Here is a 13,556-nt window from a genome sequence, read left to right on the forward strand (position 1 = left end):
TAGCGCTCAATTTCCGCTGCCTCCGTAGGCACGCCTGTGCGAGGGTGGCACGGTGAACCAGGACTGGGAAGATCGCGTAGCCGCTCTGTGGGCCCGCTTCGACGAGTACGCCGAAGAGGAAGCGGACGAGGCGCGCTTCCGTGCCGAGGTCGACGCCCTCGTCGCCGAGCTGCCGGAGGGCAGCCCGCTCGGGCCGTTCGAGCAGGCCTGCGCCTGGGACTCCACGGGCCGCTCGGACCGGGCGGTCCCGCTGTACCAGGAGGCGCTGCGGCGCGGACTCCCCGACGTCAGCCCCTACAAGGCCCGCCGGACGAAGATCCAGCTCGCCAGCTCGCTGCGGAACATCGGCCGGGCGGAGGAGGGCGTCGCCCTGCTTTCGCCCGAGCTGGTCGCCCCGTCCGACGAGCTGGACGACCCGGTGCGCGCCTGTCTCGCTCTGTGCCTGTCCAGCCTGGGCCGGGACCGTGAGGCGCTGTCCTTGGCCCTCGGCGCCCTGGCCCCGCATCTGCCCCGCTACCAGCGGTCGATGGCGAACTACGCCCGGCTGCTCGTGGAGCCGCGGGAGCAGCCGCGGGCGTGACGCTCCGCGGTCAGGTGACCATCCAACCATTCGCTCGTTCTGCTGAACGTGCAGTCACAGGATGTCGCCCAGCGCCCCGCACCCTCCTCCCCCGCCGGCCCGGTCGTCGACGTCGAGCAGGCCGAGGCCGCGCTCGTCGAGCACTACCCGCGGCTCGTGCGGCTCGCCTATCTGGTGCTGCCACCGGGCCTGGGCCGCAGCAGGCGTGTCGTGACCGCCCACGCCCTCACCCAGCGCGCACTCCCCCGCAACCGCACACCGGCACCGGTCATCCCGGCCCAGTCGACCGGCCGTGACGGCGACCCGGGCTACGCCCTGGTCCGCCTCCAGGTGCTGCGTACGGCGCTGGAGGCGGGGCTGCCGCTGCGGCGCAAGGCATGGCCCAAGCGGTCCCAGCTGCCGCCGCTGCTGCCACAGGTGTGGGGCCTGAAGCTGTTCCCGCGGTCGGGCGGCGCCGATGAACTCGCCCTGGACCAGCGGCTGTCCACCCTGTCGGGACCGGCCCGGGCCGCCTACGCGCTGCGCGGCGTGGAGCGGCTCGCGGACGACGGGGTGCGCAAGGTGCTCACGGCCGCGGGTGTCGCCGACGCGGACGGCGCGCTGCTGGAGGCCGACGGGATCCCCGCGCAGTACGGGCTGCTCGACTCCCCCGAGTTCGACCCCTGCTCGCTGCAGGCCCGTCCCACCGACCTGATGCGGCGCCGCCAGCACCTGAAGGCCGCGCTGGCCGCCGGGGCGGCGCTGCTGGTGTGCGGGGCACTGCTCGGTCTGCCCGGCGAGGGCTGGGGTCCCGACGGCGCCGCCGCACCCCCGTACGCGCGCAACCCGGCCGCCCAGGCCGCCCTCGACCCGGCGAAACTGACCCGGGTCGATCCCGCCGCGTGGCAGAGCTCGGCGCGCACCGACTTCTCCGTCTGGCCGGCCCGCGGCGGCCTCACCGGCGACACGGCCCTGCTGCGCCGCGCCCTGGCCGTCTGGGCACGCCCCGGCGAGCGGGTCCAGGTGTCGGCGACGCCCGGCACCCTGTCCGGCGGCCCGGCCGGACCGCCCCAGCTGCTGTACGCGGGGACGGTCGACGCCGCGCGCGTGGTGATCCTCTACGACGGTCTGCGCATCGCCCGGTACGCCGAGCCCGAGGACGGCACACAGGGCGCCGCCCTCGACTTCGCCCGGGTCGACGGCGCGGGCCGGGCCGAGGCGAGCGCGGTGGTCCTGGGCCGGTCCGACGGCAACGTCCGCTATCTGACGGCCCCTTGGGTGTCGAAGGCGGGCGAGCGGGATCTGCTGAAGCCGGGCTCCGGGTCGATGGACCTCGCCCTCACCGACGGGGTGACCACGCCCATGGCCAGCCCGGCCCTCAGGTCCGGTCCGTGCACGTCGTGGAACGTGCTGCAACTGGCCGACGGCAAGCGGACCCGGCTGCTGAGCGACCTCGGCGAACTGGTCCCGGCCCGGCTCACCAGCGGCCGGCCCGGCTCTCCGGGAGAGGCGTCCGGCGCGGCGGCGCTGCGCACCTGGCAGCCGTACGCCTGCTCACTGGGCTCGGTGCGCTCCGCGGGCGTGCGGACGGTCAACGCCTGGGCGTTCAACGAGCAGCCGCTGCCGGACGCGAGCGGTTCGGCGGCGTGGGTGTGCACGCGGGCCGAGACCTGGCGGGGCGGCGGGGCGCGGGTGCTGGCGCAGTTCCACACGCCGGGCGGGAGGTACGGGGCGGTGGCGGCGAAGGCCGAGAACGTCCCGGCGTGCGGGGCGCGTGACCCGCAGGTGCTGGCCGGGGTGCTGTGGAAGTCGGAGGCGGGCACCTGGTACCTGCTGGCCGCGGGCAGCCGTCAGACCGAGTCGATCCGGGCGACGGGCGGGATCAGCGGGTCGGCGCGGGGCAGTCGGCTGACCCTGCCGGGCGAGCAGGGGGCGCGAGCCGAGCTGAAGGGGACGCTGCGGGACGGGCGTTCACTCGGCGGGCTGCGCTGACAGGGCCGTTCTCGTGCCCGCCCGGTGCACCCGGGTGAACTTCCGCGATCGATCCGGTCCGTTCGAGGCTGGAATCGATCGGTAAGGTGTTCGTATGAGTACCGGGGTTCGCCGCAGATTGGGAGTCGAGGAGCGGCGGCAGCAGTTGATCGGCGTCGCCCTCGAACTGTTCAGCCGCCGCTCGCCCGACGAGGTCTCCATCGACGAGATAGCGTCGGCCGCGGGCATTTCGCGGCCGTTGGTCTATCACTACTTTCCCGGCAAACTCAGCCTGTACGAGGCCGCGTTGCAGCGGGCGGCGGACGAACTCGCGGCTCGGTTCGTGGAGCCGCACGAAGGTCCGCTGGGGGCGCGGCTGCATCGTGTGATGGGCCGCTACTTCGACTTCGTGGACGAGCACGGGCCCGGTTTCTCCGCCCTCATGCGCGGCGGACCCGCGGTCGGCTCCTCGACGACCAACGCGCTCGTCGACTCCGTACGGCAGGCCGCCTATGTCCAGATCCTTTCGCATCTGGGCGTGACCGATCCGCCCGCGCGTCTGGAACTGGTCGTCCGTTCCTGGATCTCGCTCGCCGAGTCGACGGCGCTGATCTGGCTGGACGGCCGGCGCATCCCCCGGGAGGAGCTGGAGAGCCAGCTCGTGCACGACTTCGCCGCGCTGGCCTCCGTGAGCGCCGCCTACGACACCGAGATGGGCGCCCTGCTGCGCCGCATCTTCAAGGAGGAGCCGGCCGACGGTCCGTTCGCCGACCTGGCCGGCCGGCTCCTGACGCTGGCGACCTGAGCCCGCGCAGCCTCAGCCTTCGAACTTCCGGTAGGAGGCGTCCAGGTCGCGCACCTCGGCGGAGGCGTGCAGCACGATTCCGTCGGCGGTCTTCAGATACCTGCGCAGCAGCTCCAGCGCGGCTTCGGTGAGCCGGGCCTTGGTGTCCTCGGTGCGGCCGGCGAGCAGTGCGATGTGGACGTGCACATGGGCATGTCCCTCGGTGTCGGGTCCGACCACGATGTCCTCGGTGGGGCGGAACCGGCTCTTGCACGCCGGCGGCTTGGCGGCCGCGATGTCGACGGTCGCCTCGTGCAGCGCCTTGGCGAATCCGGGCCGGTCGAAGCCGTCCGCGAGGTCGGCGGAATAGTCGACGGTGATCTGCGGCATCAGTACTCCTTCTGGGCGGCCAACGGGGTCACCCTAACCGGAGGGCCAGCAGGGCGATGTCGTCCTCTCTTTCGTGGCCGAAGCAGCCGAGGAGCACGTCGCAGAGGGTGTCCAGGGCGGTGGGGGCGTCGGCGGCGGCTGTGCGGAGCTGTTCCAGGGAGGTCTCCAGGGGGATGCCGCGGGTCTCGATGAGGCCGTCGGTGACCATGAGCAGACGGTCGGCGGGGGTCAGGTGGTGCTCGGTCGCCGGGGGGCGTTCCAGGCCCAGGCCGAGCAGCGGACCGCACGCGTCGGTGTACTGCGCGCCGCCCCCGTCGCGCAGGATCAGCGGCGGGATGTGACCGGCGTTGGCGATCCGCACCCGTCCGCTGCCGGGGTCGACCAGGGCCAGGCACACGGTGGCCGTGATGTCGGGGTGGTACCGCTGGAGCATCCGGTCGAGCCGCTCGGCCAGCACGACCGGGTCGCTCTCGTCCACGCAGTAGGCGCGCAGCGCGTGCCGTATCTCGACCATGACGGTGGCGGCGTCCAGCGAGTGCCCGACCACGTCCCCGACCGCGGTGAGCACCCCGTCGGCGGTGCGCAGGGCGGCGTAGAAGTCGCCGCCGATCTCGGTCTGCCGGGAGGCGGGCACATAGCGGACCTCGATGTCGACGCCGGGCAGATGGGGCAGCTTGTGCGGCCGGGGCAGGAAGCTGTGCTGGAGGGTGAGGGCGACGTGCCGCTCCACCTGGTACAGCAGCAGCGGTTCGGCGGCGAGCGCCGCGGCCTGGGCGAGCCGGGCCAGCAGCCCGTCGTCCGCGGGCCCGGTGATCGCCGCGCGCCGGACGGGCGTGGCCAGGCACACCGCCGTACGGCCGTCCTGAGCCGTCGCCACGGTCAGGAGGGCGTCCTCCTCGACGCCCGGCCGGAAGATCCCGGCCGGCCACAGCGGTGCGGGGACGACGGTGCTGTGCACACCCGTACGGCCCTCCGCGAGCCGGGCGGCCAGGCGTGCCGCCGCCTGGTGCGCGCCGCTGTCCGTCGGTGCGGGGCGGCTTCGGGCCGTGCCCTGGTAGGGCTCGCCGTCCGGGGCGATCACGAACACCACGGCGGGCGAGCCGGTGAGGCGTGCGGCGCCGTCGGCGGCCGCGGCGGCGAGTTCCCGGGGGCAGCGCGCCGTCTGCACCGTGATGATGGCCTCGGACAGCAGTGTCAGCCGGTGGACGACGGCCTCGGCGCCCGTGGTGCGGCGCGCTCCGCGTACGGCGGCCCGGACGACGGCCTGGATCTCCAGCGGTTCGGCGGGCACGGTCAGATAGGCGTCGCCGCCCGCGTCGAGCCCCCGGCACCGGTCGCCGGGCGCGGTGGCGGCGGCCGAGAAGTGCACGACGGGCAGGGCGGCCATGGGCGGCAGGGCCCGGAGCCGGCGGCACAGTTCGAAGCCGCTCATGTCCGGCAGGCCCACGTCGACGAGGGCCACGTCGGGCAGGGCGCCGTCGCGGAGCCGGACGTCGAGTTCGACGAGCGCCTCGCCGCCGCTGGCGACGGGCACGACCCGGTGGCCGGCCCGGCTCAGCACCGCGCCCATGGCATACCGGCTGGCCGCGACGTCGTCCACGACCAGCACGGTGGTGCCGGGGGTGTGCTGTGTGCCGTTGCCGTCCATCTCGAGGAGCACCTCGGGCCGTACATGAGGGGGGCGGACCGCCGGTCGCGGCCCGCACCGTCCAACGTAGTGCGCTATTCGGCGGCCCGGGTGAAGACGGCGACCGTGCGCCCCGGAACGGCGAACGTGCCCGATTCAGCCGCGTAGGAGGACGACTTGACGGTAGGGTCCGCCCCCGCCGCCTGCACCGGGTGCAGCCGGTAGCCGGTTCCGGCGAGCGCGGTGACCCGCTGTTCCTGCCGCTCGGGTGTGGCGTTGAAGACGACGACGAGATCGCCGAGCCGCATGGTGATCACGCCGGGCGTCTCCTCCTTGCCGGACAGCGGGAAGGAGAGCCGGGACCGCACCTGTTCGGCCGTGCCGAGGGAGAAGTCCCGTTCGGCCGCCCGGATCCGCAGCAGGTCGCGGTAGGCGGCCGAGGTGCCCTCGATCTGCTCGCAGCCCACCTTGACCCTGCTCAGCAGGGGCTTGGCGTAGGGCCACTTGTCGGCGTTGTCGGCCGCCGGGGGCAGGCCGCGGCCGAAGCCGTTGCCGTCGGCGCAGTTCCAGTGGACGGCGTTGAACCAGTCGCCGCTGTCGTAGGAGTTGCGGTCCAGGGACTTGGAGCGCAGCAGGTCGGTGCCCGCCTGGGAGAGGGCCGGGCCCTGGGAGAGGGTGGCCGTCGCCATGGCCAGGACCTGCATACGGGCGCGGTCGGACGCGCTCGTCGTGGCGGGCAGTTTGAAGGCGAGGGCGTCGAAGAGGGACTCGTTGTCGTGCGCGTCGGCGTAGGCGAGGGCGTCGCCGGGGGCGTCCGCGTAGCCGGCGGGCTGCCCGTTGTAGTCGACCTCGGCGCCGGTGACCTCCTTGCCGTCGGTGTCGGTGAACCGGTAGGCGGCGAGGTTGCCGGAGAGGCCGACCTTGATGAGGTCCTGGTAGTGCAGCAGGCGGGCCTTCTGTTCGGCCGGAGTGCCGTTGTTCTCCGAGGAGTTGGGGTCGGTGTACAGGCCGGACGCGAAGCCCTGGACGCCGGGGTCCTCGTCGAAGGGGCCGCCGCCGCGCACGGCGTCGCGGGCGCGGTCGGAGAAGGTGGCGATGCCGGTGCCGGCCATGTTCTTCTGCGTGGCCTGCTCGAACCGGGCGTCGTCGGCGATCTCGCCGAAGTTCCAGCCCTCGCCGTAGAGGATGATCTTCTTGCCGTCGACGCCGTCCTTCTCCACGGTGAGCGCGTCGAGGGCCTTGCGGACCGCGAGGATATTGGCCTTCGGGTGGTGGCCCATGAGGTCGAAGCGGAAGCCGTCGACCTTGTACTCCTTGGCCCAGGTGACGATCGAGTCGACGACGAGCTTGCCCATCATGGCGTTCTCGGTGGCCGTGTTGGCGCAGCAGGTGCTGTTGGCGACCGAGCCGTCGGCGAGGAGCCGCTGGTAGTAGCCGGGCACGATCCGGTCGAGGACGCTCGTCCGCTCCTGGCCGCCGGCCGCGGTGTGGTTGTAGACGACGTCCATGACGACCCGCAGTCCGTCGTCGTTCAGCGCCTTCACCATCTTGCGGAACTCGACCGTGCGGGCCGTGCCGTCCGGGTCGGTGGCGTAGGAGCCCTCGGGGACCGTGTAGTGGTACGGGTCGTAGCCCCAGTTGTAGGCGTCCTTCGCGGCGATCTTCCCGACGCACTCCTGCTGCTTGTCGGAGTCGGCCGGGTAGGAGGCGAGGTCGCAGTCGACGCTCGCCTGGTCGGCCTTGCGCTCCGGGATGGTGGCGATGTCGAAGGCGGGCAGCAGGTGGACGTACGAGGTGCCCGCCTTCGCCAGCTCGCGCAGATGCTTGGAGCCGTCGCTGTCCTTGTCGGTGAAGGCGAGGTAGCTGCCGGGGTGCTTCGCCGTGCGGTCCTCGACGGAGAAGTCCCGGATGTGCAGCTCCTGGATCTGGGCGTCCCGGAGCGGTACGGCCTCGGGCTTCTTCAGGGCGCCCCAGCCGCTCGGCGCGAGGGCCTTGTCGTCCAGGTCGACGACGAGGCTGCGCTCGGAGTCGGCGGTGAGGGCGAGGGAGTAGGGGTCGGTGACCTTGTTGGTGACGACCTTGCGGACGCTGGGGGCCCAGACCTTCACGACGTACCGGTAGGGCTTGCCCTTCCAGGCTTTCGGGCCGGTGACGGACCAGACGCCAGTGGTGGCGTCGCGCTTCATCGGCACGGTGGCGTCACCGATCTCCAGTGACACCCCTTGCGCGGTCGGTGCCCATACGGAGAGCGTGGGGCGGCCTTGGTAGAACGTCGGTCCCAGGTCTGCCTTGGTCGCACCGGAGTACAGGTCGTCGAGGACGCCGGCGATCTGGACGCCGGTCGCCGCGAGCACGGCTCCGTTCGCGGCATGCTGCGTGGCGACGACCTGGCCGCGCAGGGCCTCGCGGACCCGGTCGCGGTCGCGCGGGTCGACGGTCCAGGCGTCGTACGCCTTCAGGTGCGGGAACCTGGCCTTCTGGGCGTCGGTGAGCTCCGTCTTCGCCAGGCGCAGCCATTTGGCGTCACCGGTGAGGGCGCCGTCCTTCACCTCGATCGAACCGTCGCGGGCGTAGAGCAACTGGGTGGAGGCGGCCGCGTCGGAGCCGTTCCAGGCGAGAGTGTTCCGGTCGACCCAGACCGCCTTGGACGTGGTCAGGTCGAGCGCGGCCGCGGCACCGGCCGGCTGCGGGAGCAGGTACTTCTCCTGGCCGCTCACCAGCCACACCTCGTGGCCGTTGGCCTTGAGGTCGAGCGACTGGTCGGAGGGCAGGTCCTTCTCGTCGCCCTTGTGGAGGATGTAGCTGAGGCTGGTGGCACCGTCGGTGAGCGGTACCTCGAAGACCGCACCATAGGTATCAGTCTTGACCGGCTTGAGGGGGTTCGACCAGTCGGTGGGGTTCGCGGCGCCGGTCCAGACGTGCAGGCCCCAGCCGTCGTAGTTCCCGTCGGCCCGGTGGTAGTGCAGGACGGCCTTGGTCTTGTCGGGCGCCGGATAGTCGGCGGCCGGCTTCTCCGTGCGGACGGTCTCCTTGCCCTGCTCGATCCAGACCTCGCCGGTCTTGGTGACGTCGATGGTGCGGTCGGCGGAGACGTCCTTGTCGCCGTCCTTGTCGATGACGAGGAAGCTGACGTTCGAGGCGCCGGGCTTGAGCTTGACGTAGGCGAAGGCGCCGTAGGCGTCACGGCCGGTGAAGGGGTGGCTTTCGGGCCATGGAGTGGCCTCGCCGTCGGCGAGGTCGCCCCAGGCGTACAGGCCCCAGTCGGCGTAGTTTCCGTCGGTGCGCTTGTAATGGACGATCGCGTAGTCACGGGAGAAGGCGCCGGGCGGCTCCTCGACGGGCGGGGTGCCGGTGGTGGAGGCGGCCAGGGCGCTCGCGGTGCGGCCGGCCGAGTCGACCACGACCGCCTTGTAGCGCAGGGCCGTGCCGGCCGCTACGTCCTTGGCGACCGTGTGGGTGACCTTGTAGGGGGCGTGGTCGGCGGAGCCGAGGGTCTGCCACGTGCCGTTGCCGGTCCGGGCCGCGAAGACGACCCGGTTGAGCCGGCCTCCGTCGACGTCGGCGGAGAGCTCCACGGTGCCGGTGGCGCCGGCCGCCGGGGCCTTCAGGCTGATCGTCGGCTTCGTGGCGGGCTCGGCGAGCTTGCCGGCCGCCTTGAGGACGATCGCCGAACCGGCCGGGACGGTGACGGTGAGCTTCTTGTCGCCGTCGCTCCTCAGAGAGGCGCCGGTGCCGTAGACGCCCTTGAAGGCCATGCCGGCCGAGCCGGTGGCGAAGGTCGCGGTCTTCTTCTCGGCGGCGTTGTTGAAGGCGACGACGTACTCGGTGCCGGTGCGCGCGTCCGTACGGGAGAAGGCGTAGACACCCGGGCCGTCGGCCGCGTACCGCTCCTGCTGGACGCCGTCGGTGAGGGCCGGGTTGGCCTTGCGGAGCTTCGCGAGAGCGCTGATCCGGCGGTAGAGCGGCGCTCTCGTGTCGTAGGCGTCCTCGGCGTGGGTGCGGTCGGTGCCGATCTGCTCGTCGTCGAGGTAGTCGGCGGTACGGGAGGCGAACATGCTCTGCCGGGCGTCCTTGTCGCCGCCCGCGCCCGTGAAGCCCTGCTCGTCGCCGTAGTAGACGACGGGGTTGCCGCGGCTGAGGAACATCAGCTCGTTGGCGAGCCGGTCCTTGGCCAGGATCTGGGCCTTGGTGGCCTTGGGGTTGTCCTGCTTCAGGAAGGTCCCGATCCGGCCCATGTCGTGGTTGCCGAGGAAGGTGACCTGCTCGTAGGCGTTCGCCTTGCCGGTCGTGTACTTGTAGTCGTCGCCGAAGACGCCCGCGAGCCGCTGCGCGCTGCCGCCCTGCGAGGCGTACTGGCGGGCCGCCTCCTGGAAGGGGAAGTCCAGCGTGGCGTCGAGCCGTCCCTGGGTGACGTACGGGGAGGTGACGGCGGTGTCGGCCGAGTACACCTCGCCGAACATGAAGAAGTCGTCGCGGCCCTGCTTGGACGCGTAGGCGTCGAGGGCCGTGGCCCACTGGGTCCAGAACTCCATGTTGACGTGCTTCACGGTGTCGATCCGGAAGCCGTCGACGTCGAAGTCCCGCACCCAGCGCTGGTAGATCTTCTCCATGCCCTCGACGACCTCGGGCCGCTCGGTCCACAGGTCGTCGAGGCCGCCGAAGTCGCCGTGCTCGGAGCTCTCACCGGCGAAGGTGGAGTCGCCGCGGTTGTGGTACATCGTCGGGTCGTTGAGCCACGACGGGACCTTGGCGTTCTTCTTGGCGGCCGGGACGGCCGGCGTGCGCGGGAAGGAGTCGGCGTCGACCGGCGGGAACTTCTTCGTGCCGTCCGCGTAGTCGGCGTCGTCGAAGGGCTTGCCGTCCTTGGTCAGGTACGGGAAGGCGCCCTTGGAGAGGTAGTCGTAGGACTTCTCCTCGTAATCGACGACGTCGGCCGTGTGGTTGGTGATGACGTCGAAGAAGACCTTCATGCCCTTGGCGTGGGCCTTGTCGATGAGGGTCTCGAGGTCCTTGTTGGTGCCGAAGTGCGGGTCGACCTGGGTGAAGTCGGTGATCCAGTAACCGTGGTACCCGGCCGAGGCGTTCGCCCCGGTCCCCTGTACCGGCTGGTTCTTGAAGATCGGGGCCATCCAGAGCGCGGTGGTGCCGAGGCCCTTGATGTAGTCGAGCCTCTTGGTCAGGCCCTTGAGGTCGCCGCCCTGGTAGAAGCCCTTGTCGGTGGGGTCGTAGCCGGTGGACAGCCGGGAGCCGGTCAGTCCGCCCTTGTCGTTGCGCGGGTCGCCGTTGGCGAAGCGGTCCGGGAGGACGAAGTAGAACTGCTCACGGGTCGCGTCGTGCCGGGCGGGCTCGGCGGCGAGCTTCGCGTCGGACGGGGGCGCCGGTGGGGTGGCCGCTTTGGCGGCGAGAGGCTGGACGAGCGCTGCGGCCAGCGCGGTTGCGGTGACCGCGGCGACCCGTCCGGCACGGGAGGTTCGGCGCCTTGAGGGCGCACGCCATCTCGGTATCACTGACGTGGACTCCTTGCGATTGCGGCTCTCACGGGTCCGACCCCGCGCGACCGTATCGCCGCCGAAACACTTACAGCAAGAGTCCTGAAACTGTTGGAAAGAAATTTCAGCAGAACCGTCAGCAGGTCGAGTTGGTCTGCGTCAGCAGACCCAGCCGCCACGGGAGCGTGTTGTAGGGGCCGCTCGCCGAGGGGTTCAGGCCCTGGTAGAGGTACTGGAGCCGGCACGGATTGACCGTGAGTGTCTGGTCGTTGGTGTGACGGACCATCTCGCCGTGGCTGATGTCCTGGCTCCAGGGGGTGCCGCTGAAGGTGACGTTGTTCGAGCGCGCGAAGGGGTTGGACTCGGTGTCGGCCAGCGGGGTCCAGGTGCCGGCGATGCTGTTCGACGTCCAGGAGCGGAAGTATCGCTTGCCGTTGGTGCCGATCGCCTCGTTGAGCAGCAGATAGGTGTTCGAGTCCTTGATCTTGTAGATGTTGGCGGCCTCCCAGAGGCGGTACTTGCTGGAGTCCTGGAGCGCGATGACGGTGTTGGTGAAGCCGTTCGGGTAGCCGGCCAGCGAGGTCTCCGAGCGGTACAGATGGCCGTTGTCGTCGGAGGAGAACAGGTAGCACTTGGCGCTGTCGCAGACGACCCAGAAGTCGACCCAGTAGCCGCTGCCGATGTTGTCCCTGATGATCTGCGGCATGCCGTTCGCGTAGAACTTCTTCGGCGCGGTCCAGGACTTGGGGTTGCTGATGTCCGCCGTGGTCGAGTAGGCGGCGTTGTCGCCGGTCTGGTAGACGAGGTACCAGAGCTTCTGCGGCGCAAAGTAGAACACCTGCGGTGCCGCCTTGTACCCGGCGCCGATCGCCGTCTGGTCCAGATAGTGGTGCTGCGCGGAGGCGGCCTCCTGCCAACTGGCGAAGTTCAGATACACCATGTTGTAGGCGCCGCTGGTGCTGGCGGTGCTGGCGAACACGTGCCAGCGGCCGTTGTGGTAGACGACCGACGGGTCCTTGATGGCGCTGAGCTGGTGACTCGCGTCCGACTTCGGGGAGATCAGCACATTGCTGGAACTCCACTTGAAGCTGCCGGGCAGGGCCGCCGCCCGCTGTTCCGAGGACGCGGCGGACGGCGCCACCAGGGCACCCAGTAACAGGGACGGGGCCTCCGATCAGGACTCCCAAGTGCCTTGTCAGGCGCATCGTCTCTCCTAACGCGTGAGGGTGTAGGTGACGAGCGAGCGGGCCGGAACCGTGGCCTTCAGGGATCCCCCGGCGACCGGCACGGCCGACTGCCGGGCCATGCCCTGGGAGCCGTTGGTGAGGTACGGGGTCGCCGTCCCGGTGGTGAAGCCGAGGTTCCGCAGGCCGAACGAGACCGGGGTGGCGCTGCCGGCCGCGTTGAGCGCCACGACCGTCACCGATCCGTCGGTGTTGCGGAACGCCGACAGCCTGAGGTTGCCGTCGGTCGTGGTGGCGCCGATGCGGGTGGCCCCGGGGCGGATGAAGCGGCTGTAGTTCGCGAGGGCCCACAGGCGCTTGGAGACGCGGTAGTTCGCGCCGTCCATCTGGATCAGCCCACGGGTGGCGCCGGTCGAGGCGCCGTACCAGTACACGTAGCCGCTGGTGTTGCCCTTGGTCAGGGCGTCGTGCACGGCGCCCGCGACCGTGAACCCGTCGTAGCCGCTGCCGTCGTCCCAGGCCTCGTTCCAGGTGGTGCCGTCGGGCGACCACTCCGACATCCAGGTCCGCTTGCCGGTCGGCAGCGGCCCGTCGATCTTGCTGGCGTATGTGTGGCCGGCGTGGGTGTCGACGAAGCCGCGGGCCGTCGCGTCGGCCTCGATCGCGCTGGTGTAGTTCTTCTGCTGGTTCCAGCCGAAGGAGTCGCAGCAGACGACCTGGTACCCGCCCGCTCGCGCCACGGGTCCGAAGACCTTGGTGAACTCGACCGCCTGGGCTGGCGTGAGCCGCATGGAGTCGTAGGTGGCCGTCCAGTCGGGCTCGTTGGTGAACCCGAGGTCGTTGATCCGGATGCCCTCCTGGGCGTAGAACCTGGCGTATTGCACCAGGTAGTTCGCGTACGCCTTGCGCCAGTCGCCGCTCGGGCAGCTCGCGCCCGCCAGGCCGCACAGGGTGCCGCCGTTCGCGTCGGTGCCGTTGGTCTTCATATAGCCGGGGGCCGTCCAGGCATCGGCGTAGAACCGGTTCACTCCGTACGCCTTGGCCTGCTGGGCGAGCCACACCTGGCCCTTGTCGTTGCGGTCCCACACGTACTTGGGGGTCGCGTTCGGACCGCCGGGGTCGGTCGGCTGGATGCCCGAGTCGATGCCGAGGCGCAGGATGCTCAGCCCGACGCCGGTGCCGCGACTGAACAGCAGGTCGAGGATCTCGCGTTGACGCTGGGCGGGCAGGCCCTGCGAGCCGCGCATGATCTCGGCCCGGCCGAAGTGCTCGGAGATGCCGAAGCCGTCGATCGGCTGGTGCCGGGTGGACCCGTCGATGGTCGCCGAGGCATCCGCGCGGGTGTCCGTCGGCGAGGCCCCCGCGGTGACACCGGCGGTGGTCATCAGCACCGCCAGGGATGTCACCGTCCACCGTCTGAGACCTCTGAGTCCGCGCAGCGTGATCCGTCCCGTCATGGGAGCGCTCCCAGTGGTATGAGGTCGCCCCCCGGGGTTTCCGGGGGGCGAGTGTTCGAGATGCTGAACAGCGTTCAGGGAGTTGCCACTGTGGA

7 protein-coding genes and 1 pseudogene are annotated in these 13,556 nt (G+C 71.0%); 3 read left to right on the plus strand and 5 right to left on the minus strand.

Going from position 1 to position 13,556, the window contains the following annotated elements; genetic code table 11:
- Positions 1-52 precede the first annotated feature (52 nt).
- The 3 genes from ACFT32_RS41005 to ACFT32_RS41015 all read left to right on the plus strand — a co-directional run bounded on the left by ACFT32_RS41005 (position 53) and on the right by ACFT32_RS41015 (position 3,335).
- Positions 53-580, plus strand: a complete 528-nt coding sequence (locus tag ACFT32_RS41005; RefSeq protein ID WP_382499368.1) for a tetratricopeptide repeat protein — start codon at positions 53-55, stop codon at positions 578-580.
- Positions 581-628: 48 nt separating this feature from the next.
- Complete coding sequence (locus tag ACFT32_RS41010) at positions 629-2,551, plus strand: hypothetical protein (protein WP_382499370.1); 1,923 nt, start codon at positions 629-631, stop codon at positions 2,549-2,551.
- A gap of 94 nt (positions 2,552-2,645) precedes the next feature.
- On the plus strand, positions 2,646-3,335 hold the full coding sequence (locus ACFT32_RS41015; protein WP_382499372.1) for a TetR/AcrR family transcriptional regulator: 690 nt from the start codon (positions 2,646-2,648) through the stop codon (positions 3,333-3,335).
- 12 nt (positions 3,336-3,347) lie between these two features.
- Here ACFT32_RS41015 and ACFT32_RS41020 read toward each other — a convergent pair whose 3' ends face one another.
- The 5 genes and pseudogenes from ACFT32_RS41020 to ACFT32_RS41040 form a co-directional block, all read right to left on the minus strand.
- A complete protein-coding gene (locus ACFT32_RS41020) occupies positions 3,348-3,704 on the minus strand; it encodes a 5-carboxymethyl-2-hydroxymuconate Delta-isomerase (protein ID WP_382499375.1) in 357 nt (118 codons plus the stop codon).
- Positions 3,705-3,732: 28 nt separating this feature from the next.
- Entirely contained in the window at positions 3,733-5,352 is a 1,620-nt protein-coding gene (locus ACFT32_RS41025; RefSeq protein ID WP_382499377.1) for a SpoIIE family protein phosphatase, read from the minus strand.
- A gap of 74 nt (positions 5,353-5,426) precedes the next feature.
- The gene (gene pulA / locus ACFT32_RS41030) at positions 5,427-10,838 is read right to left on the minus strand and encodes a pullulanase-type alpha-1,6-glucosidase (protein WP_382499378.1); all 5,412 of its coding nucleotides are present in this window, start codon (positions 10,836-10,838) and stop codon (positions 5,427-5,429) included.
- A gap of 118 nt (positions 10,839-10,956) precedes the next feature.
- A pseudogene (locus tag ACFT32_RS41035) lies at positions 10,957-11,931 on the minus strand (non-reducing end alpha-L-arabinofuranosidase family hydrolase); the annotation flags it as partial.
- Between the two features lie 102 nt (positions 11,932-12,033).
- Positions 12,034-13,461 (minus strand): glycoside hydrolase family 30 beta sandwich domain-containing protein, encoded by a 1,428-nt coding sequence (locus ACFT32_RS41040; RefSeq protein WP_382499379.1) that lies wholly within the window; start codon positions 13,459-13,461, stop codon positions 12,034-12,036.
- Between the last annotated feature and the right edge of the window lie 95 nt (positions 13,462-13,556).

Origin of the sequence: Streptomyces sp. NPDC057002 (assembly GCF_042673825.1) — a bacterium.
GTDB lineage: Bacteria > Actinomycetota > Actinomycetes > Streptomycetales > Streptomycetaceae > Streptomyces.

Excerpts from the sequence above, each read along its gene's own strand:
- ACFT32_RS41015 (WP_382499372.1), top strand. The coding sequence starts at position 2,646 with ATGAGTACCGGGGTTCGCCGCAGATTGGGAGTCGAGGAGCGGCGGCAG.
- ACFT32_RS41020 (WP_382499375.1), bottom strand. The coding sequence starts at position 3,704 with ATGCCGCAGATCACCGTCGACTATTCCGCCGACCTCGCGGACGGCTTC.
- ACFT32_RS41025 (WP_382499377.1), bottom strand. The coding sequence starts at position 5,352 with ATGGACGGCAACGGCACACAGCACACCCCCGGCACCACCGTGCTGGTC.
- ACFT32_RS41040 (WP_382499379.1), bottom strand. The coding sequence starts at position 13,461 with ATGACGGGACGGATCACGCTGCGCGGACTCAGAGGTCTCAGACGGTGG.